Below are 25,032 nucleotides of genomic sequence, written 5' to 3' on the forward strand. Positions count from 1 at the left end.
ATAAGCTAAAAATTTGCAATTTTTAGAGATTGAAATCTCAACCAACAAATTAATTTATTCATAAAATGCAAAAAAGACTAACAATAATTCTGTTTTTCGTTGCCAGCTTTGCCTATGCTCAGAAAAAACCACTGGATCATAAAGTTTATGATACCTGGGAAGCGATTGGTACAAAGCAATTATCAAATAATGGCCAATTGGCATTATACAGTATTTTACAACAAGAAGGTGATGCAACATTGTACATCAGTAATTTAAAAAGCAATTCGAAATTAACCATTCCGAGAGCATCATTAGGTCAGTTTAGCAACGATTCTAAATTTGCTGCTTTCTTAATAAAACCTGCTTATAAAGATTTACGTCAGGCTAAAATTAAAAAAACAAAGCCTGATGCAATGCCAAAAGATACTTTAGGAATTGCCAATTTAACCACTAACGCAATAACTAAAGTCGCAAGAGTTAAATCATTCAAACTTCCTGAAAATGGCAGCGGATTTTTAGCTTACCAGTTAGATAAACCTGATACAGCCAAAAAAACTACTCCAACAGCTCCAAAAAAAGATTCGGAATTCGATTTTGCTGATGATGAGCCAACTGGTGGTCCGAAAAAGGAAGAAGGAACAGATTTAATTGTTCGAAATTTATTAACCGGAACAGAGCAGACGTATAAGTATGTAACCGAATACACCTTTAGTAAAGATGGAAAGCAATTAGTTTTTGCCAGCAGTGGTTCTAAAAAAGATAAAGCAGCTGCACAAGGTGTATTTCTATTGAATACAGAAAAAGGCACGTTAAAAACACTTATTAAAGGAAAAGGAAGTTTCAAAGGCTTTGCTTTTGATGAGGATAGTGAGCACTTAGCTTTTGTCGGCGAACAAAGTCCGGAGAAACAGGAAATAAAAGATTATAACGTTTATTACAATTCATTATCATTAGATACAGCACAAACCATTGTAGATTTTGATATGCCGGGATTACCTGCAAAATGGTCGGTTAGTGGCGATGGACGCGTTTCTTTTAGTAAAGATGGCAAAAAATTATTTTTCGGAATTGCACCTGTTAAAAAAGCAAAAGACACTACAATTGTAGATTTTGAGGTTGCTAAGGTTGACGTTTGGAATTATAAAGATGATTATTTACAACCCATGCAGTTGAAAAATGCAGATAGAGATGGTAAAAGAAGTTTCCTTTCAGTAATTGATGTTTTTAGCAGCGACCCGAAAGTGATACCACTTACAGATTTGAAATTACCTGATGCAAATTTGGTTAAAGAAGGTGATGTAGATTATGTTTTAGCATCAACAGATTTTGGTAGAAGAATCGAATCGCAATGGAGTGGCTCAACAACCAGAGATTATTATTTGGTAAACACAAAAACAGGAGAACGCAAAAAGATAATCGACAAGTTAAATGGCAATGCTACTGCTTCTCCGGGTGGAAATTATGTGATTTATTTTGATGAAAATACATCGAACTGGTTTACTTATAATGTTGCAACTGGTAAAGTTGTACAACTTAATACAGGCTTAACGGTTAAATTTGCTGATGAAGATAATGATGTTCCAGATAATCCAAGAGCTTATGGTATTGGAACATGGACTGAAGACGATAAAGCTGTTTTAATTTATGATAAATACGATATATGGTCGCTATCACCAGATGGAAAATCTCAGCCAAAAAACATTACCAATAACTTCGGACGTTTAAATAAAATCACACTTCGTTATCACAAAACACAACAAGATAATCGTTTTGAGCGTGGTGCTGATACAAAATTTGTTAAATCAAATGAATTGGTTTGGTTAGATGGTTTCAATAATTTGACTAAAGAAAATGGCTTTTACCGCAAGAACGTTGGTGCGATAAAAAATCCAGATTTAGTTGTAATGGGCAAAAGCAAATATTCAAATCTTTTAAAAGCTAAAGATGCTGATGTTTACATTTTCGACAAAGGAAATTATGTTGAATCGCCAAATGTGTACGTTACAACTGATTTTAAAACGGAGAATAAATTAACAAATACAAATCCTCAGCAACAGAATTACAACTGGGGAACTGCTGAATTAGTAAAATGGACTACTCCAAAAGGTTATCAATCTGAAGGTATTTTATACAAGCCTGAAAATTTCGATCCGGCAAAAAAATATCCAATGATTGTTTATTTCTATGAGAAATTATCTGATGGTTTATATGGATATCAAGCTCCTGCTCCTACTCCTTCAAGATTGAATATTTCATTCTTTGTAAGTAACGGATATTTAGTTTTTGCACCAGATATTTCTTATACAACTGGTCACCCTGGTCAATCTGCAGTAGAATTTATTAATTCTGGTGTAGAAAGTTTAAAGAAAAATGCTTGGGTTGATGGTAGCAAAATTGGTATTCAAGGACAAAGTTGGGGTGGTTATCAGGTTGCGTATTTAATTACGCAAAATAATATGTACGCAGCTGCATGGGCGGGAGCTCCGGTTGTAAATATGACTTCTGCTTATGGTGGTATTCGTTGGGAAAGCGGTATGAACCGTCAGTTTCAATACGAAAAAACTCAAAGCCGTATTGGTGCAACACTATGGGAGAAACCAGAACTGTATACAGAAAACTCACCATTATTTATGTTCCCGAAAGTAAATACGCCAGTAGTTGTAATGGCAAATGATGCGGATGGAGCTGTGCCTTGGTATCAAGGTATTGAAATGTTTACCGGCTTACGCCGTTTAGGAAAACCAGTTTGGATGTTAAATTATAACGGTGAAGCGCATAACTTAGTTCAACGCCAAAACCGTAAGGATATTCAAATTCGCGAACAGCAGTTTTTTGATTACTACTTAAAAGGTGCAAAAGCTCCAGCATGGATGACAAGCGGAGTACCTGCAACAGAAAAAGGAAAAACATGGGGTTTTGAGTTGACAGATGATAAACCTTAATAAGTCAAAAATGTAAAGTAAAAAGTAAAAAGTTAAAAGTTAAAAGTTTAGGGTTTAGGGTTTAGGGTTTAGGGTAAACAAACGAATAACACTTAACGAAAAACTTAAACTCAACACATAAAAATAAAAATCCGTAGTTGGTAGCCTTGCTATTACTACGGATTTTTTTTGTTCATTATTTAAATATCTCGATTTAAGTTTCTTGCAAGACTGCTTTTTCCCTGATTATGTTTCTAAAGAAAAAAAATCTATTTTACACCTATCAAAAAAAAACTAAACAACACAAATGGCATTAAGTAGAATTTGGTCGGCATTTATAATTGTTGCAATTGTTGTGGCAGGCGTTAAATGCTTCTTTTTCGGGCAAAGCGATATTTTTAATTGGATGGTAGTTGGAAAATCCAGCGACCCTGCAAATCCACTAAAGCTAGATGGAATAATTGAAACCTGCTGGGTTTCTGTAGAACTTTGCTTTAAACTGGTTGGAATTTTAGCCTTGTTTATGGGCTTTATGAGCATTGCTGAAAGAGCCGGAGGTATTCGTTTACTCTCAAGAATTGTAGGGCCGTTCTTTTCAAAATTATTTCCGGAAATACCAAAAGGTCACCCATCAATGGGGCATATGATAATGAACTTTTCGGCTAACTTATTAGGGTTAGATAACGCTGCAACACCTTTTGGTTTAAAAGCGATGGAAAGTTTACAGGAGTTAAATCCGAGCAAGGATACGGCTTCAAATTCGCAGATAATGTTTCTGTGTTTACATGCTGCAGGTTTAAGTTTAATACCTGTAAGTGTTATTGCCATTCGTGCTTCGCAAAACGCTTCAAACCCTACAGATATTTTCATTCCCTGCTTAATTGTAACATTTGTTGGTACCATTGCAGCTATGTTAATTGTATCCTTTAAGCAAAAAATAAACTTGCTTCAGCCAGTTGTTATTGGATGGATTTTAGGTTTATCTACAATAATTGCAGCCTTAGTAGTTTACATTACATCATTAGATGCAAATGGTATAAAATCATTTTCAGGGATACTAAGTAACGGATTAATCTTACTCGTGTTTCTGTTAATTATCTTAGGTGCTTTATATAAAAAAATTGATGTATTTGATGCTTTTATTGATGGTGCAAAAAATGGTTTTGATACTGCGATTAAAATCATTCCTTATTTAGTTGGAATGTTGGTTGCTATAAGTATGTTGCGTACCAGTGGCACATTTGATGTGGTAATTAGTGGCATAAAAACATTCTTTGCCTTTTTAGGTGCAGATACAAGATTTGTTGAAGGTTTACCTACTGCTTTAATCAGACCGCTAAGTGGTGGTGCTGCAAGAGGAATGATGGTGAGTACAATGGAAACTTATGGAGCAGATTCTTTTGCGAGCCGTTTATCTGGAATATTTCAAGGTGCATCTGATACAACCTTTTATATCATTGCGGTTTATTTTGGCTCTGTAAGTATTAAAAATACGAGATATGCCATCGGTGCAATGCTTCTGGCTGATTTAGTTGGAGTTTGTACAGCTATTGGTTTAGCTTATCTTTTCTTCGGATAATAATTTACTTGTATATGAAAAAAGCTTGAATGAGATAATCATTCAAGCTTTTTTTATTTGTTTTGTTACTAAGAAACTTGTGGAGTTACTGAAATCCTGCTTATGATTTCATCAAGTGCATCTGCTTCGATTACAACGTTTTTAGATGCACACCATTTCTCGGTTTTATTATCTAACCAGATACAGAAAGAATGGTAACCATCTAAAACAACGGCATAAGTTTCATGAAAGTCGTCTTGTATTCGCATGCAAAAACCTTTAAAAATTTTGCCTCGAACAATAAATTGCAGAGTTGAATAATTTTCTAACATGGCTCATTATATTTTAGGTTAAGTTAAAACATCGAGATAATGAGAATGTTTTGTTAATTTAAAGGAATTAACAACTTTTTCTAAACCCATTAAGAATAGCTTAACCTATGTTTAACATATTGGAATAACCTTTAGCTATTAAACGCTTTTTAGAGGGTAAAAATATCTCACATTGAAGATTTAAAATTGTTCTTCCTTTCTTAACTATAGATGTTTCAGCAATAATTTCGTCTCCTTCTCCAGCTGGAGAAAAATAATCTATATAATTATTAACCGTTGTGTATCTCTCATTCAAACCCATTGTAAATACTGTGGCGCCAATTAAATCATCAATTATTCCGGCAGTTACACCTCCATGCAAAATCTGGTAAGGATTTGTCATTTCCTTTCTAACCGTGTACTTACAAACCAAAATTCCATATTCGGCTTTTACCAGAACCGGAGCAAGCCAATTCATGTAATTTGATGGTGAATTTGAAATTACGTTTCCTATCGATTTTCTTAAAAATTCCAGCCTTTGCTCGCTTAAAGATTCTTCCATAAGGATAAAGATAATGAAAATGGATGAGGGGACATGATGATGGAAGATGTAATATGGTAGATGGTGAAAGGATGAGATAAATAGTAAGATGGCAAATGGATGAGACGGAATTAATTATTTACCCCTAAACATTAACTAATAAAATATCGTCCATCTCAACTCCATTATCCCTCACCCATCTTCCATTTTACATCTGCAACCATCCTATCAAAAAGGTATTATCGCTTTAAAACTAAAGTTTCTACCCATGTTATAAATCCCGCTCCTCCCGTTTGGAGAATTATTGTAATACTCGAAATATTTTAACCTGTTTAAATGAGATTGATAAGCAGTATTAAAAATATTATCACACTGTACAAAGATATCCAAGATGGTTTTATTCGATTTTGATTTTATTCCTGAACCAATTCCGGCATTAATTAAGGTATACCCTTTAGTAAAACTTTCTGTATCATCTAAAGCATAAAATTTATTTTGATTCGCAAAAATAGCTGCATCAATTTTAAAGTAAGGCTTGTTTAAAAACCCCTGCTCATTGGTTGCCGTCAATTTAATTTCTGAACGAATTTGCATTGGCGGAATAAAAGGTAAATACTTAGCTTCATTTCCATATTGATTTAACAATTCCTTATTTTTATTTAAGCCAACCACATAAGCAAAACTATTATTAAAACTTAACCATTTTAAGTTTGCTGGATGGACATTTACACTAAATTCCGCCCCATAAAGTCTTGCTCTCGATTGCTGATATTGATAAGTTAAATTACCCGGAACAATTACAACTGGATTTCCATTTTCATCAGTCAACCTCGATTGATAGATATAATTCTGTATATCATTGTTAAATACTTCCAAACTCAAATCTGCATCTTTTAAATAAGCAATAATGCCTAAATCTTGTTGCAGATTAAATTCGGGCTTAAAAGTACGATTGCCTAAATAAACAATGTGCGCACCGGGATCTAAACCATTAGAACCAATTTCTGTAATATTCGGAGCACGATAACCCCTTGCAATATTTGCTTTAACTAACAGCTTTTCAGATATGTTATACGTTAAACCTAAACTACCAGATAAACCATAATAATTTCTTTTAAAAGATGGAAACTGAAGTTCTGAAACTGGACGATTTGCTTCAACTTTTTCACCGAAACCAGTCTGTGAATTTGTGCCAACATAAAAATTATTCCAGCTGATGCTTCTTCTGTCGAGTCTTACTCCTCCGGATACATCAACCTTTCCGAAACTTTTCTTCGCGAAATAAAAAGCACCAATATCGAATAAATCGTAATCTGGAATTGGAAAATCGGTAGCATCCTTACTCCTATTACCTTGAAGCATTCCATTAATACCAATTGTACTTTCAATTGCTCCAAAATCTGGCAGATTGTATTTCACATCATAATTTAAGGTATTTAAAACTACGTTTAAGCCTGCCTGACTTGGAACTGTTGGATGATTATATTCTCTACGAACACTTTGCTGTCCGCCGATTAAAAAATTTAAATCGCTGTTTGCAAATTTTAACTGACTTGAATTATAAAATCTAAAATGCTGAATATGTTGATGAAGTGGATTTATAGAATAACTTTTTAATTGATTATCAGGAATGATTGGTCTGTTTTTTATATCATCGCCATCATCAAGTATTTGCCTTGTAAATTTCCTGGTTAACGAATCACGACTTCCATCCGGGATTTCCATTAAATTATCATAATAAGTAATTGCAGTTTTTGAGTAACCCCATTTTTTATCAACCCTCGCAGATGCTGATAAATTAAACTCACGAAAAGCGGTACCATAAACGTAGCCATCAACCTTGTTGTAATAATTATGAGCTGCTTTTCCGGTTGCACGAAAGGTATACTTCCAATCATTTTGAGCATAATTTAAACCTAACGATGAGCCAACCATTCCGTTATTGCTTTGATAATTCGTGGTTAAATCGCCACTTAAAACATTATCTCTCAAGTCTGCATTTGCCGGAATCATATTAATAACGCCAGCTAAAGCATCAGAACCATAAGTTAAACTTGCAGGGCCTTTTACAACCTCTGCTCTGCCGATTCCGTATTCATCAACCTCAATACCATGTTCATCGCCCCATTGCTGTCCTTCTTGCCTTAAACCATCATATAAGGTTAATACACGATTATAACCTAAACCTCTGATAAAGGGTTTTGAAACATTCGGACCGGTCGTAACGGCTGAAACTCCCGGAATTCCTTTCACAATTGCTTCAATAAGATTTGTATTTACATTTTGGTCCATGCTTCTTTTAGTAAGCACAGCAATCGGCACTGGACTTTTCCTTAATTCTGTTGCTCTATTTACACCTGTAACAACAACATCATTTAACGTTGAAGCACTTTCAGCAATTTCAATCACTACGGTTGAATCTGATTTTAAATCGATTCTAGATCGTGACGATTTATATCCCAATCCGGAAGATGTGATTTGATACAAACCAGTATTCACATCATTAAACTCAAAAATACCTGCTTCATTTGTTTTGGTGATTTTTCCTGTTGGAGATAATTGTATCGTGATGTTACTGACAGGGATATTTTTGCTTTTTATCAAGCCTTTCAGTTTTACTTTTTGAGCAAAACTGACATAAGTTATCAAAGAAAGTGAAAGACTAATAAACAGGGATTTTACAGGCATGGTAATTTATCTAAATATATTTTTAGACAAATCTAAATTTAATTTTAAATAAATCAAATTATTATTTTTTGTTAATATAACATAATTGCTTTTAGTGGATTAATAACTCCTATTACTAATTTTCTTTAATTTTTGATTAATTGTATGTTTTGAATCAAAAAATTAATGCGCTAATTATTAATCAGTTAAATTTAAGTAAAGAAATTATTCAAATTTATTTCTGCTTATAGCGAAGAACTTCTATATTTGCACACGTTAAAAAAATGGGCCTCGGTAGCTCAGTTGGATAGAGCAACGGTTTTCTAAACCGTGGGTCAGGGGTTCGAATCCCTTCCGGGGTACTAAAAAGCCCTCTTCAATTAATTTTGAAGAGGGCTTTTTTGATTATCTAAATTTGATTTTTCTTACAGTAATGCTCCAATTCCTTTATGTTTAGATTTAAATGTATGTAAATCTAATATTGCTTGTTCATAATTAGGTTTATAGATATTATTATATCTCTTCATGCCACCTGCTGCGTTGCCGTTGTAATTTATCATGTCTGTAACCGGATTAATAGCACGGTTCAAATTAAAGCCAAGATTATTGTAAAATTCTAAACTACCCGAGATTTGATACAAATCAAGCAATTGGCCTTCCCAACTTTTGGAAGTATTCATAACGCCAACAGTATTATTGTAAACAAATGCATTAGCAAAGGTTGTTTTTCCGTCTTGAATTAACCACTTCATTTCTTGAACCTCAAAACCAGAGTATTTCCTGGTATTATAACAGATATTATTGTAAATTTCAACATTTAACGGTTCTGTGCCCCTAGAAAATAACCAAGCTCTTATGCTATTCCCTTGATAATTAGTGAATCGATTGCTATGAAACTTTCCGTTACCTTGTAATTCGAATACTCCATTATGGTTATTATTTTGCTGATTAATACTATCAACCACATTATTATGTACTGAATAATTCCAAAGATTGCGACCCTCGAATACTTTTCCTGTATGTGGAGAATTTTTAAAGGTATTGTAAGCTATTTCGATATCCTTAAATAATCCGCTATCGTTCTTATCATTTAACTCTCCTTCCGTTGTAATGGGGCCACAATTGATAAAACTACAATTCATTATTTTAAACCCTTTATTTAATGTTTCATCACTTCCATCATATTTAAGTACATTTGATGCCGAGATAATATAATCACCACAATCAATAAAATTTGTATTGTATATCTGAAAATCATTTAATTCGAAAGAGAACTTTAATACTCTGGAATGTGTGTCTTTAATCTCACCGCCAAATATTTTTAATCCCTTTCCTTTTCCAAAAATAAAAGTACAATTTTCAAAAACTGCTCCAGTTAAATCTAAAACTACATTATTAAGCTCTTCAAAGCTATACAGACAAACATTTCTATAAGTAGCAGGCTTAACTTTAATAAATTTTGAATTTGTAAGATTAGATAACTTGATATCCGAACTATCAGTTAGTGAAATCTCTTCGTATGATGCATTAGGTGGGCTGAAAACTGGCTTTTCATCACTAAAGTTTTCCTTTGAGGCAGCTGATTTTGTTGGATATTTTATTTGACCCGTTACAATACTAGAAACAAAAAATAATACAATAAATAATAATGGCTTCATTTTATAAATATATCCTCATAGCGTAACGATTAATAGAATTATCAAGATTATTTGAATCAGTTTATTATTAAAATGTTTATATCATCTATGCATCTTCCCCATTCCAAACATCATCATCTGCATGTTTAATTTCACCGTGGTTGCTTGTTGAAGAAGGAAGTTCGTCGTGGTGGTAATTTCGTTCGGGGTTTTCAGGTAAGGCTGCATCGTTATCAGTCAATGGGCGTTGCCTTAAATACTCTGGTTTTTTCACCTCTGGTAAATCATCATGAATTACAGAAGGCTTTAATATTTTCTTGGTAGGATTGTTATGCTCTTTCATAATCATTTAATTAACTGAACAAGCAAGGTTTTATTAGGTTGGAATGATCTGCTTTATCCTTTAGATTAACAAAGTTAAAGCTTTGGTGTTTTAAAAAGGGATTTATTTACATAAAAAAGAAGCTGTTAAAAAAATAGAATTGAATAATTTACGAGAAAACCTTATTTCGTTCTCTTGTCATTCCCGCGAAGGCGGTAATCCTAAAGCATTATACAAATCGCTTTAAGATTCCCAATTGAATTGGGAATGACGACCGTTAAAAATATAATTTACCTAATAAAGCAAAACAAATCTTTTTAAAACAGCTTCATTAAGTACTTAATAGTTTCCGGTAACACCTACTTCAAGTCCCCGCAACTCTGCAAGTCCGCGTAAGCGCCCGATTGCAGAATAGCCTGGATTTGTTTCTTTAGCTAAATCATCTAACATCTGATGGCCATGGTCTGGTCTGAATGGTATTGATTTATCGCGAAGTGCGTTTTCATCGCTTAAAGCTTTCATAATTTCGTACATATTTACATCGCCACCTAAATGGTCAGCTTCGTAAAAACTTCCGTCCTCATCCTTTGTAACGTTACGCAAATGCGCAAAGTAAACACGTTCTTTTACAACATTAAAAATTTCCAAAGCATTATTGTCTACCCCAGCGCCTAAAGAACCTGTACAAAAGCATACGCCATTAAACGGTTTATTTACATTTTGAAGGATGTAATTAAAATCATCAATTGTGCTTGCAATTCTAGGTAAACCTAAAATCGGGTAAGGCGGATCATCAGGATGAATGGTCATTTTAATTCCTTCGCTTTCGCAAACATCTGCTATTGAAGACAGAAAGTAAACTAAATTTTCTCTCAATCCTTTGAAGCCAATTTTTTCGTATTCGCTTATGCTGTTTCTCAAAGTTTCCAATTCGATTTCCTTTTCATTCGGAATACCCATTAAAACGTTAATTCGCAAATCATCGAGCTGTTGTTGATTCAGATTAGAAAATTTTGCTTCTGCTCTTTCTAGAACAGATTTAGGGTAATCTGCTTCGGCTTTCGATCTTTTCAAAACATATATATCAAAAACAGCTAAATCAATCCAGTTGAAATATAATGCTTTAGAGCCATCTTTCATCTCTAAATCCAGCTGCGTTCTCGTCCAATCTAAAACGGGCATAAAATTGTAGCAAACGATTTTTATTCCGCATTTTGACAAATTTTTTAGCGAAGTTTTGTAATTCTCAACGTATTTATCAGCATCAGCTCTGCGGGTTTTAATCGCCTCGTGTACCGGTACACTCTCCACAACCGACCAAGTTAAGCCAGATGCTTCAATTATCGCTTTGCGTTCTAAAATATCTTCCAATGGCCAAACTTCGCCATGCGGAACGTGATGCAATGCAGTAACTATACCAGTGGCACCTGCTTGTTTAACATCTTGTAATGAAACCGGGTCGTTTGGTCCGTACCAACGCCAGGTTTGTTCTAATTTTTTATATTTTTTTTCCATAAATTATACTCCAGAATATGCACAAAATCCACCATCAACTGTTAAATTTTCTCCATTTACAAATTTTGACGCATCACTTAATAAATAAACCAAAGCACCTATCAGCTCATCCGGATTACCGAATCTTTTAAAAGGTGTTTTCGCAATTATAGCATTACCTCTGGCGGTTAAACTTCCATCCTCATTGGTTAACAAATCTCGGTTTTGATTGGTAATAAAAAAACCGGGAACTATTGCATTGATGCGCAGTTTTTCTCCATAACGGTTGGCTAATTCAACAGCCATCCACTTTGTGTAACTATCTATAGCAGATTTTGCCAAAGAATAACCCAAAACTCTGGTAATGGCTTGCGATGCCGAAACAGACGAAATGTTAACAATGCTTCCACCCTGTTTAGCAAGTTCTTTTCCAAATACTTGAGTTGGTAAAATCGTTCCAAATAAATTTAAATCAAAGGCTTGTTTTAAAGCATTTATATTGATATCGAAAATGTCTTTATTAGACTGAACAACAGCTTCGGCAACATTGCCGCCTGCAGCATTAACAAGTGCATCTATTCTACCAAATTCTGCAATGATTTTTGATTTGGCGTTTAACAAATCTTGTTCACTCAAAACATCAGCAATAATATAAATGGCTTTTCCACCATTTTTGATTACCTCATCAACTCTTGAACTGGCAATTTCTTCATTTCTTCCAATTACAACAATTGTTGCATCCGCAGCTGCAAGTCCGTTTACAAAAGCCTCACCTAAAACGCCAGTTGCTCCGGTTACGACTACAACTTTATCTTTCAGTGAAAAAATATTCAATTTCTCGGTCATTATATTTTATTAATCAATTATTAGCGTTGAAATGGAGTGTGGTAAACTTGTTGTTGTTGCAGCCTGACCTTTTATCCAAAGGCTATATTTTAATTTTTCATCTGACTGGTTCATTACAACCACCGCAATTTTTCCGTCGGTATTTATAAATGCAGTGGTTTGCAACTTATCACGACTTGAAGCCGAACCAATTCTCTTGGCTCCCGGACGGATGAACTTTGAAAAGTGCCCCATATAATAAAATGCATTTGTGTAAATAAGTTTATCAGATTTTGTATCAGCATGTACGGGTGCAAAGCAAAAATTACCTACGTGATTTGGACCACCGTTTTCATCTAAAAGAATGTTCCAATCTGTCCATGCCGCAGTTCCGCTATTAAAATCGTTAATCATCGAGTAACCATACCGCTCGCCTAATGTCCAGTCGTCTAATTTATTTACATCGTATTTTTCTTTACAACCTTCGGTAAAAATCAGTGCTTTATCCGGATAAGCTTCGTGAGTTTGTTTTACATTTCCAAACTGCATAGCGCTGCCTGTCCAGGTTTCGTACCAATGAAAACCAATGCCCCAAACATATTTAGCCGCATCTTTATCGTTTAAAATTGTACTTGCCCGTTGAAAAATCTGGTCGCGGTTATGATCCCAGGCAATTAACTTTTTCGAAGCTAATCCTGATTTTTGAAGCGTTGGACCTAAAAAGTTTTTGATAAAATCCCTTTCTTCTTCGGCCGTATACACGCAAGATTCCCACCTTTGTTTTGCCATGGGTTCATTCTGAACGCTTAAACCCCAAACCGGAATGCCTATAGATTCATAAGTTTTAATAAATTTCACATAGTGATTTGCCCAACTTTGACGGTAAGCGGGAAGCAAATGTCCACCTTGAATTAAGCTATTATTATCTTTCATCCAAGCCGGAGGCGACCAAGGGCTAACATATAATGGTAATTTACCTCCTGCAGCATTTATTGCTTTTCTAATTAATGGAATTTTAAATTGCTGATCGTGTGCTACGCTAAAAGTTTTTAAGTCCTTATCATTATCCTGAACGTAAGTATAACTTCCGCTTGAGAAATCGCAACTGGCAATATTTGTACGGGCTAATGTATAACCTATTCCAATTACAGGGTTATAGTATTTTTCGAGTAATTCATCCTGATTCTGCTTTGAAAGCTTAGCAAAGGTTTCTGCTGATGCATCTGTTAAAGCACCGCCAATGCCAACCAATGTCTGGTATTTAATTGTCGGGTCGATAAATATGCAAGGTTCAGTTTCAAAAGGTTGCTTATTCACTACAAAACTTAAGGTTTCTGTTTTACGGATTCGGTAATCAGAATTCTGTGCCGTTGTGTAAACAGAAACTTTCTGGTTTCCTAAATTATAAGTTTGCGGTGTTTTGACAACTGGTTTTGTTGCTTTTTTTATTTGAGATGAAGCAGAAAACGATGTTGCCAAAAGTAAAATTAAACTCAGATGATTTTTCATTATTTGCAGTTATTATATTTGGTTTTAGTTTTATATGGTTGATAAATTAAAAATATAATTCACTGAAATTCAAACAATAGAAACGAATAACTTAAGTTTAACTTTCATTAAATACAAATTATTTATATTTGGCTTGAATTTGATTATAGAAATTTTTCAGCACATAAAAAGCTTTTTTGCGTTTGCCCGTTTCGCTAATTAATCCTTTTCTGTTCCAGAAGTTTTGGTAAACCGGATGTTGTCTACGAGGCGAACGGAAGTCTGCTAAAATCCATGGTGTCATTCCACGTAAAGCAGCAATTTTGCTTAACATCGTAATTTGGTTTTTGTACAAGGCTTCCTGATATTCTTCGCTCCATCTAGTATTCTCATCAGCATGGAAACCAGCTAAAGCATCACCACCAAATTCCGTAACCACCACCGGTTTTTTATATTTTATATTGAAATCATATTTCGTGATTTCGCTCGGCGTACCACCAAAATACCAACCAGCATATTCATTAAAACTTACCAAGTCAATTTTTTCTCCTAACGGATCATTTAAAATCATCGTATTGCCTTCTCTATGTACTTCTAAGGCCGCAGCAATAAGTCTTGTATCATCTAAACTTCTGGCAGTTTCAGCAAGGTTGCTCATAAAACTTAAACGGGCATCACTTAGTGGCGTTTCATTGCCAATCGACCAAACAATAACACTTGCTCTATTTTTATCACGCAGAATTAAATCGGTTAGATGTTGCTTCGCATTTGCATAAGTAACCGGGTTTTCCCAGCTAATAGTCCAATAAACCGGAACTTCTGCCCATACTAAAAGTCCCATTTCATCTGCTAAACGAACCATTTCTTCGTTGTGAGGGTAATGCGCTAAACGAACGTAGTTACAATTCATATCTTTCGCCCACTGAAGCATCATTCGCATATCTCCCTCACTACGTAAGCGACCTGCCACGAGCGGATTCTCATCGTGAATAGAGATTCCCCTTAGAAAAACAGATTTTCCATTGAGCATAATGCTATCGCCCATAACCTCAATGTTTCTGAAACCGATTTTATCTTCGATAGATTCATTGGCAGATTTTATATTAACCGTATATAATTTAGGGTTTTCAGGCGACCAAAGACTCAAGTTATTCCAGATAAACTGTTCGCTTATTTTGCCTTCATTATCGGTTTTATATTTCCGTTCGAGGTTAAGTTCTGGTATAGATACTGAAACATCCTGACCAGAAAATGAATCATTAAGCTTTAAATTAATATTGATAAGATTTTTACTGCCTTTTTCGAGCTGAATTTTATAATCGCTGATAAAATGTTCAGGTAATTCTGCTACATAAACATCGCGAGTAATGCCTCCATAGTTCCACCAATCTGTATTTACAGTCGGGATCTCATCTGGTTTTCGTGTATTATCGGCCTTAACTACTAAAGAATTACTACCAGCTTTTAATTTACCCGTAACATCAAACTGAAAGGGTGTAAAACCACCTTTATGTACACCTAGTTTTTTACCATTGAGGTACACATGTGCTTCATAATTAACAGCAGCGAAATAAACTAAATAACGCTTACCTTTTTCCGGTTGAGCATTAAATTTCTTACGAAGCCAAACTGTACCTTCATAAAGCTCGAGTTTCTCTGATTGCGAATTCCAATCGCTCGGAACATTCATTTGTGGAGAACCATCAAAATTATATTCTATAAGCTCTGATTTATCTTTTTGTTCTTTATCATCAAAGAAACCTCCGGTACCGGTTTTAGATTGATCAAATGGTTGATGTCGGTAATCGTAAAATCCATTTTCATAAGGATCTACAATATAATTCCACTTACCATTTAAGCTTTGAATTTTGCGAGCCTGAATGTTTTGAATAGAGCTTACCTGAGCATGAGCAATAGAATAAAGGAGCGAAAAGCAGATTATAAAAACTCTAACTTTAAAATTTGGCATAATCATTTAAATTTTACGAACCATCATCTCCAAATAATGATAATCCAAGGGATAAAACAATAAATTCGGTCAGCAATAAAATTAATGCTTAATATTTAACATAATAAGGATAACATTATTTCAAATATATTGATTTATTCTCATTGGGTAGGATTTACAGGGTTTGGTTAGCTAACATTTATGTAGGCGAATGTAGATAACCACGACTTATAAATTTTGAATTCATGATTTAAAAACCTTCAATGCTTAATGTAATTGTATTTCAAACGTTTGAAATTATTTACATTTTTTTTCTTAACTATGCATTGCAGACCTGAGATGAAGATGAACAACACCCCTATTACATTAAAGTTTTTAGCCGAAAAGCTAAAAATGTCAGTTTCTACGGTATCGAAAGCTTTAAATAACTATCCAACCATTAATGAATATACAAAAAAACGTGTTCAGGAAATGGCAAAGGAACTTCATTTTACACCAAACAAATCTGCAATAAATTTAAAAGAGCGCAAATCCAGAATCATTGGCATTATCCTTCCGAATTTACTCGATCATTTTTTTACCAGGAGCATTTACGGTGTTGAGCAATTTGCCATGGCGAATGGCTACAATGTTATTATTGGTCAATCACACGATGATTTAGAAAAGGAAATACAGCTAGCAAACATGCTCTTAAAAAGCAGAGTTGATGGATTAATTGTGGCTATCTCAAAGAACACACAAGATTTTTCGCATTTCGACCAATTTGAAGGCATCGGTACCCCGGTTGTTTACTACACCAGAAACCCTAGCTTTAATTTAAATTGCCATAAAGTTTTAGGCGATACATTTCAAGGTTGTTATCAGGCAACAAAATACCTTATTGATCGTGGTCATAAAAAAATTGCCTACCTCGGCGGACCGAAGATGAACAACTTTACCCACGATCGTTTTAATGGATACATTAATGCTTTGAAAGATAATAATGTAGCTTTTAATGCAGATTTCGTAGCGTACACAGATTTTGATAAAGAAAATACCATTTCGGCTATTCAAAAGCTATTTGGAGATTATGAAAATACACCAACTGCCTTAGTTGCTTTTAAAGAACCAATTCTTTTCGATGCAATTAAATACTTAAGAAGTATAAATCACCCAAATGTAAATGAAATTGAATGCATAGGTTTTGGTAACAGTTCTTTCATTAATTATCTGGATTTACCACCTATTGCTTCTGTTGAGGAAAACCCGGAATCTGTTGGAGAAAACGCTATTAATCTGTTGTTAAAGCTTATCAACAACGAAATCGACGCAGAAAATTATCAAAAAATAATGGTTGCTTGCAAGCTTGTAGTACACTAGCATTTTGATTTTAACGCGTTGATAAAATTCTTTGTCGGGAATTTTAAATAGCCGTACCTTGCACAATAATGGCATTATACTTTTCTTCATTAAATTCTGGCAGCAATGGCAATTGTTATTACATTGGTAATGAAAATGAGGCCGTTTTAATCGATGTTGGCATTTCTTGCAAAGAGCTTGAAAAGCGAATGTATCGTTCTGGCTTAGACATTAAAAAAGTTAAGGCAATTTTCATTTCGCATGAGCATAGCGATCACATAAAAGGTCTTTCCGTATTTTCAAGGAAACATAATTTGCCGGTTTACATTACTACTAATACATTAATCAGTAGCAAACTTGCATTAGACCCAAATAGTATTTTTTCTTTCAGCCACTTAGATAGCATTAGAATTGGTAGTTTAAAAATTGTTGCTTTTTCAAAGCATCATGATGCCGCCGATCCATTTAGTTTTACAATAGAGTATAACGATACCCGGGTTGGTGTATTTACAGATATTGGTGCAGTTTGCGATAGATTAATTACACAATTTAAAAGTTGCCATGCTGCATTTTTAGAAGCTAACTACGATATTGAGATGCTCGAAAATGGCCAATACCCATATTATTTAAAGAGAAGAATAAGAAGTGGCAAAGGTCATCTTTCAAATACCGAAGCATTAGAGTTATTTGTTAAACATAAGCCTGATTACATGAGTCACCTTTTGCTTAGTCATTTATCAAAAGATAATAACTGCCCGGAATTGGTAGAAAAACTTTTTAAAGCAGTGGCTGACAAAACTTTTGTAACTGTTGCCTCACGCCATCAGGAAAGTGAAATTTACTTTACAGCAAATCAACATAATTCAGAAGCTGAGTATAGTTTTAACCCAATGCTACACCAGCCCGAACAGCTGAATTTATTCTAAAAATACTGGTTTTTAAGTATTGTTTAATCGTCTATATTTTATGAGGTTTGTGTTGTTACATAAATCAACGGGACGATTTAAATTAACGCAGAAAGAGATTAATTAATTTTAATCTCTTTTTTTAAAACAAATTATTTTGTTGTTGGTTATATATACACTTCATAAATAGTTTGTTTGGTTTATTGGGGCTTATGGATTTAAGCCCCTTTCTCGTATCCAGCAATAATTAGTAATATATTTACTATAGTTTTACATCAATTTGCTATATTTGGAATGTATTATTTATAAGCAAATCGAATGAATAATATTGATTAAATTGTAATAAGCAAATTAATTATATAAAATCACCCTAAAATATTTTATTTAAATTGAGAATAATTGCTTAATTTAAATACTAAGAATTTAAGTCAACAACTCTCAAATCATGGCTGAACCTACAATCAATGATGATGAATATTCTAGTGAACTTTTAGTTCATAGGCTTTTTGAATCTGTAGTAAAAAAAGATGAAAATTCGACTGCTGTTATCTTTGATTCTAAATCAATTACTTATCGAGAATTAAACAATCAGGCTGACCAACTTGCGGCATATCTGGTTGAAATTGCAAAAACAGATTCTCTAATCGCGGTAAGTACAGTTCGATCATTGGAAATGGTTGTATCAATTTTAGCGATATTAAAATCCGGAAAATCTTATTTGCCTTTAGATCCAACTTATCCTGAGGATCGGTTGAAACAAATTATTGAAGATTCTGGTGTAAAATTTTGTTTGAGCCTATCAAAAGAAGTTGAAATATTTGAAAGCTTGGGACTAAGTGTTATTGAATCAGATAAACGATATCCTAGTGTTGAGTATTTTGTCAATAATCAAAGTATTAATGCCTGCGTACTTTATACCTCAGGTTCAACAGGTAAACCTAAAGGTGTTTGTTTGGGCCATGTTGGATTAGTTAACTTTTTAAACTGGCAATATACGCATACTATAAGCGGGCCTAAAACAAGAGCTCTTCAATTTTGTCACTTGAGTTTTGACGCTTCATTTCAAGAAATTTTTGTACCCTTAACAAGTGGTGGTACTTTATATCTTGTTACAGATGATTATCGGCTAGATGGAAGTAAACTTTTAAAGTTTATCTCAGAAAATCAGATTAACAAAGCATTTTTTCCATACGTTACATTACAATATTTTGTTGAGGCCGCTGTTAAAGAAAATACTTTTCCATTAAACTTACAGGAAGTTATTACTGGTGGTGAATTATTAAAGATTACTCCAGCAATTAGAAAGTTTTTTAACTCTGTTCCTAATTCATGTTTAATTAATGTTTATGGTCCAACTGAAACTACAATTTGGGTTTCTACTTTAACTTTATCTGGCAATGCAGATGAATGGCCATCTATTCCCACAATTGGAAAATCTGTTGCTAATGCCTCAATTTTCATCTTAAATTCAGAATATCAAATTGTAAATGAGGGCGAATTTGGAGAAATCCACATTGGCGGAATATCTCTTGCAAATGGTTATTTAAATCAGCCAGATTTAACGAAAGATAAATTTATAGAATGGAAAAATCTTGATGGAAATATTATTCGTTTGTATAAAACGGGAGATATTGCCCGTTATCTGCAAAGTGGAGAAATTGAATTTGGCAGTAGAAAAGATAATCAGGTTAAGATTAGGGGAAACCGAGTAGAACTAGGTGAAATTGAAGTTGTTATTACTCAACAGAATGAAATTAGCCAGTCTGTGGTAATTTTAAGAGAAGATATACCAGGGATAAAAACACTTTGTGCTTATATTGTAGGTAATAAATTACTTTATGATGGGCATAAGCTCAGAAATATAATCTCCTCAAAATTACCTGATTATATGATCCCTACATCATTTATCTGGTTAGATGAATTTCCTAAAACAACAAGTGGTAAAGTAGATAGAAAGTCTTTACCACAGCCAGACTATAATCGGCCTGAAGTTAAAACTACTTACAGAAAACCCTCTACAACCATAGAGAAAGAAATAACTAATGTTTTATTAGAAATATTTGGCTACAATAAAATTGGCATTGATGATAACTTTTTTGAAATTGGCGGTACATCGCTATTAGCTCAAAAAACCGTTGCTGAGTTAAGATATCAACTTGGATACAATTTACCTGTTACTAAATTATATCAAACACCAACAATATCTGGCATAGCGAAATTTTTAGACAATAATTTAAAGTCAAAACTAGTTAAAAAATCCTCACAAACTAATAATACATCTAAAGCTATAGCAATTATAGGTATGGAGGGGAAATTTCCTGGAGCAAAAAATATAGACAAACTTTGGGACATTTTGCTTCAGGGTAAAGAAACAACTAGTTTTTTTACTGATATAGAATTAGATTCTTCTATTCCAGACAATATAAAAAATGATTCATCTTATGTAAAAGCAAGAGGTGTAATCGAAGATTATGATAAGTTTGACGCAGCCTTTTTTGGTATAAATCCTAAACTTGCAGAACTATCAGATCCTCAGCAAAGAATCTTTTTAGAAGTTTCTTATGCTTTACTAGAATCTACAGGTCATCTGCCTAGCAAATACACCGAAAAAATTGGCGTATACGCTGGTTGTGGAAGTAATACATATTATGAGAATAATGTTCTTCCTAATCCTCAATTAATAGAAAACCAAGGCAAAATGCAGGTTTTAACGGTTAATGAGAAAGATTATATTGCCACAAGAACAGCCTATCATTTAAATTTAAACGGCCCAGCTGTAAGTGTAAATTCAGCGTGTTCTACTTCCCTACTAGCAATTGCAGAAGCTGTAACAAGTTTAAGAACAGGTCAATGTAGCGTAGCAATTGCAGGTGGTGCTAGTATAACAGCTCCTGTAAATAGTGGCCATATTTATCAAGAAGGAAGTATTTTAAGCGCTGACGGCCATTGTAAACCTTTCGATAATGATGCGACAGGTACCGTTTTTAGCGATGGGGTTGCTGCTGTTCTGCTCAAAAGATTAGACGATGCAATTAACGATGGCGATAAAATTTTTGCTGTTATAAAAGGTGTAGGTGTAAATAATGATGGTGCTGGAAAAGGAAGTTTTACTGCACCAAGTGCAGACGGACAAGCAAATGCAATTGAAACCGCCATTTTAGACGCAGGAATAAGTGCCGACGAAATTTCTTACGTAGAAGCACATGGTACAGGTACACCAATTGGCGACCCAATTGAATTTGAAGGCCTTGTTGATGCTTTTGGCATTCAAGAGAATAAACAGTTTTGTGCCATTGGCAGTATAAAAAGTAACTTTGGTCACTTAACTCAAGCAGCTGGTGTTGCCGGAATAATAAAAACAACCTTATCTCTCCATAATAAAAAAATTCCTGCTTCTATAGGTTTTAATAGCCCTAACAAATTAATAGATTTTGCTAATAGTCCATTCTATGTGAATGATACATTGAAGGACTGGGATATTCTATCAAAAAGAATTGCCGGTGTGAGTTCATTCGGTGTAGGTGGAACTAACGTTCACATTATTTTAGAAGAATTTGAAAATCCAGTTGCTGAATTTAGTGATGCTGAACCATTCACACTTATTCCTTTATCAGCAGAAACTAGTAAAAGCTTAAAAGAATATAGTTCTGCTTTGGCCGAACATCTTTCAATTAATAAAACATCAAATTTAGATGATATTTCACACACTCTAATTAATTCAAGAGAAGACTTTAAATATAGAAGGCATATTGTTGCTAAAACTACCGAAGAGGCAATAAAACTGTTAAATGAATATCCTGAAAGTGATGTTTATCAACTATCTGAAATAACAGGAAATATTGTTTTCACATTCCCAGGACAAGGCGCACAATACCTTAACATGGGTTTAGAACTTTATAAACAATTACCGGTTTATAAGTCAGCAATTGATGAATGTGCTGAAATACTTCGTAATTATATTGATAGAGACATAAGAGAAATAATATTTCCTGATGCGGTTTCTGATATAACAAATGAGCAACTAAGAGATACAAGATGGACTCAGCCCGCTTTATTTGTTACGGAATATGCTATGGCTAAAGTATGGTTAAGTTTAGGCATTGAGCCTAACGCTTTATGCGGACACAGTATAGGCGAATACGTAGCTGCACACCTTTCTGGTATATTCTCTCTAGAAGATGGCCTTAAACTGATTTCTACCCGTGGCACATTAATTAGTAATCTGCCAAAAGGCAGTATGCTTTCTGTTAGAGAAACTGTTGAAAGTGTAGAAAAATTTTTAACAGAAGATTTATCTATTGCTGCAGTAAACAGTAAAAAGTTAATTGTAGTTGCAGGTCCAACCGAACAAATTGAAAAACTAAGTAAAAAACTTGATGAGCAGGAAATTGCAAATAAAGTTTTATTCACTAGTCATGCCTTTCATTCTGCAATGATGGATCCGGTTCTTGAAGATTTTAAAAAGGTTGTATTAGAAACTAAATTATCACGACCAAAAATCACTATTATTTCAAGTGTTACGGGTCAAAAATTATGTGATGAGGATGCGCTAGATCCAAATTATTGGACCAATCATTTAAGAAACACGATACAATTCTCTAAAGCAATTGAAACCATACTAAACTCTGAGCCCTCAACTTTTTTAGAGATTGGACCAGGTAACGTTAATTCGACATTAATAAAGCAAATATCTATTCAAAGTGCAATAAAAACTAAAGCGCTTAATAGTTTCACTAATAATGAGGAATACAAGAGTTTCTTAAATACATTAGGTTCTCTTTGGAAGTTTGGTTTAGAGCCTAAACTTGCATTATTATACAAAGAAAAATCAAGAGCTTTTACAAAGCTCCCTACTTATCAATTTGATAGAAAAAAATATTGGCTTGATATAAATAAAGAATCATTAAATTTAAAATTGGATAGTAATCTAGAAATTAATCAGCACTCAACAGCAAACGTTCAAATTATGAGAAAAAATAACCTAGCTGCAAAGGTTAAACAAGTACTTGAAGATGCCTCAGGTATTGAGATGGAAAATGTAGAACAAGATCAAAATTTTGTTGAAATTGGTCTTGATTCCTTACTATTAACTCAAGTTGCAATTTCTTTGAAGAAAGAGTTTGGTCTTCCAATCACATTTAGAAAACTCAACGAGGAATACTCTTCTATAAATGCTTTAGTCGATTATATTGATAATAACATCCCGCAAGATGTGTTTGCTGAAAATACAACGCCAATAAATTCAACTCCGGCTGTAGAAGTACAAGCATCGTATTCGTCACAGCCAATTTACGTTAATCATAATTCCAGTATAACAAGCGCTTCGCCTATCGGAGATAGTGCACTTAGTTTAATAGCCCAACAACTCGAAATTTTATCAAAACAGGTATTATTAATGCAGGGAATAGCGCCGGCTTTCCCAACTCATCAAACTAATACCGTCAATACACAACAGGCATCAGTACAAAAACCAGTTCAAGAATCGGTTAAACCCAAAACTGCAGATAGCGATTTAAGTAACGAAGAAAAGGCAGAAATTCAAAAACCTTTTGGGGCAACACCAAAAATCGAAAGACAATCAACTGACTTGAACCCTAAGCAAGAAACTTTTATTAAAAATTTAGCAGAGCGTTATAATGCTAAAACTATTAAAAGTAAAAACTATGCTGATGATAGCCGTCCTTTTATGGCTGATCCTAGAGTTGTTTCTGGATTTAAGCCTGCTACTAAAGATTTAATATACCCTATCGTTATTAACAAATCCAGCGGTAGCAAAATGTGGGATTTGGATGGAAACGAATATATTGATGCTTTAAATGGTTTTGGCTCAAACATGCTAGGTTATCAACCTGAGTTTTTGAAAACGGCTATGCATGAGCAGATTGAAAGAGGCTATGAAGTTGGTCCACAACACGAGCTTGCAAGCGAGGTGAGCAAACTTATATGTGAATTTACAGGTTTTGATAGGTCTGCATTATGTAGTACGGGTTCAGAAGCTGTTCTTGGTTGTATTAGAATAGCTAGAACTGTAACTGGTAGATCATTAATTGTTGCTTTCTCTGGTTCATATCATGGTATTGTAGATGAAGTTTTAGTGAGAGGCACAAAAAAGCTAAAATCATTTCCTGCAGCTGCCGGAATTATGCCTGAAGCAGTTCAGAATATTTTAGTCTTAGATTATGGAACCGACGAAGCTTTAGCAATTATTAAAGAAAGAGCTGACGAAATAGCAGCAGTTATTATAGAGCCAATACAAAGCAGAAGACCAGAGTATGTTCCTTTAGATTTTGTTAAAGAAGTACGTAAGATTACTGAGGACTCTGGTGCTGCACTAGTTTTTGATGAAGTAATTACAGGATTCAGAATGCATCCGGGTGGTGCACAGGCATTATTTAATGTTCGTGCAGATTTAGCATCATATGGAAAAGTTGTTGGAGCTGGAATTCCAATTGGTGTTATTGCAGGTAAAAAACAATTTATGGATGCTTTAGATGGTGGTACTTGGCAATATGGAGACAGCTCTTATCCTGAAGTAGGTGTAACTTATTTTGCCGGAACTTTTGTAAGACATCCTTTAGCTTTGGCATCTGCTAAAGCCTCTCTCCTTTACCTAAAAAGTAAAGGGCCAAAATTACAAGAAGAGCTAAACGAAAGAGGCAACTATATTGCTGCAGAATTAAATAAGGAATTTGAGAAACGTCAGCTTCCAATTTATGTTGCTAATTATGGCTCTCTGTGGAAGGTAAAATATCATGAAGAACTTCCTTACAGCGAACTAATGTTCACATTAATGAGAGAAAAAGGCATTCATATTTTAGATGGATTTCCTTGTTTTATAACAGAAGCAATGACCTATGAGGATTTAGATAAAATAATTGCATCTTTCAAAGTTAGCATGGATGAAATGATTGAAGGAGGATTTTTCCCTCCTTTGAATCAGGTAAATCCTAACTTCAATAAAGATGCTGTTGTTTTTGACAACACAAATCCTCCTGTTAAGGGTGCGAAACTCGGATTAGATGATGCTGGAAATCCGGCTTGGTTTATAGAAAGCAGTGAAGAAGTGGGTAAGTACTTACAAGTTGGATAGAATTT

Annotated in this window: 14 protein-coding genes and 1 tRNA gene; 6 read left to right on the forward strand and 9 right to left on the reverse strand. The window is 34.1% G+C overall.

The window, feature by feature from the left end; all coding sequences use genetic code 11:
* Positions 1 to 65 precede the first annotated feature (65 nt).
* Together ACO05K_RS07830 and ACO05K_RS07835 are read left to right on the forward strand one after the other, a co-directional pair.
* On the forward strand, positions 66 to 2,924 hold the full coding sequence (locus ACO05K_RS07830; RefSeq protein WP_421943888.1) for a prolyl oligopeptidase family serine peptidase: 2,859 nt from the start codon (positions 66 to 68) through the stop codon (positions 2,922 to 2,924).
* A gap of 286 nt (positions 2,925 to 3,210) precedes the next feature.
* A complete protein-coding gene (locus ACO05K_RS07835; protein WP_421943889.1) occupies positions 3,211 to 4,482 on the forward strand; it encodes a nucleoside recognition domain-containing protein in 1,272 nt (423 codons plus the stop codon).
* 68 nt (positions 4,483 to 4,550) lie between these two features.
* On the opposite strand, the gene ACO05K_RS07840 is transcribed toward ACO05K_RS07835, so the two are convergent.
* The 3 genes from ACO05K_RS07840 to ACO05K_RS07850 all read right to left on the reverse strand — a co-directional run bounded on the left by ACO05K_RS07840 (position 4,551) and on the right by ACO05K_RS07850 (position 7,917).
* The gene (locus tag ACO05K_RS07840) at positions 4,551 to 4,730 is read right to left on the reverse strand and encodes a hypothetical protein (RefSeq protein WP_421943890.1); all 180 of its coding nucleotides are present in this window, start codon (positions 4,728 to 4,730) and stop codon (positions 4,551 to 4,553) included.
* 163 nt (positions 4,731 to 4,893) lie between these two features.
* Positions 4,894 to 5,334, reverse strand: coding sequence for a PaaI family thioesterase (locus ACO05K_RS07845; protein WP_421943891.1), 441 nt, complete (start codon positions 5,332 to 5,334; stop codon positions 4,894 to 4,896).
* 207 nt (positions 5,335 to 5,541) lie between these two features.
* Positions 5,542 to 7,917 carry a TonB-dependent receptor gene (locus ACO05K_RS07850; protein WP_421943892.1) on the reverse strand — a complete coding sequence of 792 codons (2,376 nt, stop codon included), beginning with the start codon at positions 7,915 to 7,917 and terminating at the stop codon, positions 5,542 to 5,544.
* A gap of 351 nt (positions 7,918 to 8,268) precedes the next feature.
* Here ACO05K_RS07850 and ACO05K_RS07855 point away from each other — a divergent pair.
* Positions 8,269 to 8,342, forward strand: a tRNA-Arg gene (locus ACO05K_RS07855).
* A 63-nt stretch (positions 8,343 to 8,405) separates the two neighbouring features.
* Here the strand turns inward: ACO05K_RS07855 and ACO05K_RS07860 are convergent.
* The 6 genes from ACO05K_RS07860 to ACO05K_RS07885 form a co-directional block, all read right to left on the reverse strand.
* Complete coding sequence (locus ACO05K_RS07860) at positions 8,406 to 9,638, reverse strand: hypothetical protein (protein ID WP_421943893.1); 1,233 nt, start codon at positions 9,636 to 9,638, stop codon at positions 8,406 to 8,408.
* An 85-nt stretch (positions 9,639 to 9,723) separates the two neighbouring features.
* Positions 9,724 to 9,960, reverse strand: a complete 237-nt coding sequence (locus tag ACO05K_RS07865) for a hypothetical protein (protein WP_421943894.1) — start codon at positions 9,958 to 9,960, stop codon at positions 9,724 to 9,726.
* 318 nt (positions 9,961 to 10,278) lie between these two features.
* On the reverse strand, positions 10,279 to 11,454 hold the full coding sequence (gene uxuA / locus ACO05K_RS07870; protein WP_421943895.1) for a mannonate dehydratase: 1,176 nt from the start codon (positions 11,452 to 11,454) through the stop codon (positions 10,279 to 10,281).
* 3 nt (positions 11,455 to 11,457) lie between these two features.
* Positions 11,458 to 12,279: an SDR family oxidoreductase gene (locus ACO05K_RS07875; protein ID WP_421943896.1), complete on the reverse strand. Its 822-nt coding sequence runs from the start codon at positions 12,277 to 12,279 to the stop codon at positions 11,458 to 11,460.
* A 9-nt stretch (positions 12,280 to 12,288) separates the two neighbouring features.
* A complete protein-coding gene (locus ACO05K_RS07880) occupies positions 12,289 to 13,767 on the reverse strand; it encodes a glycoside hydrolase family 30 protein (protein WP_421943897.1) in 1,479 nt (492 codons plus the stop codon).
* Between the two features lie 118 nt (positions 13,768 to 13,885).
* Positions 13,886 to 15,715 carry a glycoside hydrolase family 2 protein gene (locus ACO05K_RS07885; protein WP_421943898.1) on the reverse strand — a complete coding sequence of 610 codons (1,830 nt, stop codon included), beginning with the start codon at positions 15,713 to 15,715 and terminating at the stop codon, positions 13,886 to 13,888.
* Positions 15,716 to 16,039: 324 nt separating this feature from the next.
* On the opposite strand from ACO05K_RS07885, the gene ACO05K_RS07890 reads away from it, so the two are divergent.
* The 3 genes from ACO05K_RS07890 to ACO05K_RS07900 all read left to right on the forward strand — a co-directional run bounded on the left by ACO05K_RS07890 (position 16,040) and on the right by ACO05K_RS07900 (position 25,027).
* Positions 16,040 to 17,053: a LacI family DNA-binding transcriptional regulator gene (locus tag ACO05K_RS07890; protein WP_421943899.1), complete on the forward strand. Its 1,014-nt coding sequence runs from the start codon at positions 16,040 to 16,042 to the stop codon at positions 17,051 to 17,053.
* A 68-nt stretch (positions 17,054 to 17,121) separates the two neighbouring features.
* Positions 17,122 to 17,958, forward strand: coding sequence for an MBL fold metallo-hydrolase (locus ACO05K_RS07895; protein ID WP_421943900.1), 837 nt, complete (start codon positions 17,122 to 17,124; stop codon positions 17,956 to 17,958).
* A 424-nt stretch (positions 17,959 to 18,382) separates the two neighbouring features.
* Positions 18,383 to 25,027, forward strand: a complete 6,645-nt coding sequence (locus ACO05K_RS07900; protein WP_421943901.1) for an amino acid adenylation domain-containing protein — start codon at positions 18,383 to 18,385, stop codon at positions 25,025 to 25,027.
* The last annotated feature ends 5 nt before the right edge of the window (positions 25,028 to 25,032 follow it).

The organism is Pedobacter sp. (assembly GCF_965227205.1).
Taxonomy (GTDB): Bacteria; Bacteroidota; Bacteroidia; order Sphingobacteriales; family Sphingobacteriaceae; genus Pedobacter.

Bases quoted from the DNA above. Each gene is read 5' to 3' on its own strand.
- ACO05K_RS07830 (WP_421943888.1), top strand. From the start codon at position 66: ATGCAAAAAAGACTAACAATAATTCTGTTTTTCGTTGCCAGCTTTGCC.
- ACO05K_RS07835 (WP_421943889.1), top strand. From the start codon at position 3,211: ATGGCATTAAGTAGAATTTGGTCGGCATTTATAATTGTTGCAATTGTT.
- ACO05K_RS07840 (WP_421943890.1), bottom strand. From the start codon at position 4,730: ATGCGAATACAAGACGACTTTCATGAAACTTATGCCGTTGTTTTAGAT.
- ACO05K_RS07845 (WP_421943891.1), bottom strand. From the start codon at position 5,334: ATGGAAGAATCTTTAAGCGAGCAAAGGCTGGAATTTTTAAGAAAATCG.
- ACO05K_RS07860 (WP_421943893.1), bottom strand. From the start codon at position 9,638: ATGAAGCCATTATTATTTATTGTATTATTTTTTGTTTCTAGTATTGTA.
- ACO05K_RS07865 (WP_421943894.1), bottom strand. From the start codon at position 9,960: ATGAAAGAGCATAACAATCCTACCAAGAAAATATTAAAGCCTTCTGTA.
- uxuA (WP_421943895.1), bottom strand. From the start codon at position 11,454: ATGGAAAAAAAATATAAAAAATTAGAACAAACCTGGCGTTGGTACGGA.
- ACO05K_RS07875 (WP_421943896.1), bottom strand. From the start codon at position 12,279: ATGACCGAGAAATTGAATATTTTTTCACTGAAAGATAAAGTTGTAGTC.
- ACO05K_RS07880 (WP_421943897.1), bottom strand. From the start codon at position 13,767: ATGAAAAATCATCTGAGTTTAATTTTACTTTTGGCAACATCGTTTTCT.
- ACO05K_RS07885 (WP_421943898.1), bottom strand. From the start codon at position 15,715: ATGCCAAATTTTAAAGTTAGAGTTTTTATAATCTGCTTTTCGCTCCTT.
- ACO05K_RS07890 (WP_421943899.1), top strand. From the start codon at position 16,040: ATGAACAACACCCCTATTACATTAAAGTTTTTAGCCGAAAAGCTAAAA.
- ACO05K_RS07895 (WP_421943900.1), top strand. From the start codon at position 17,122: ATGGCATTATACTTTTCTTCATTAAATTCTGGCAGCAATGGCAATTGT.
- ACO05K_RS07900 (WP_421943901.1), top strand. From the start codon at position 18,383: ATGGCTGAACCTACAATCAATGATGATGAATATTCTAGTGAACTTTTA.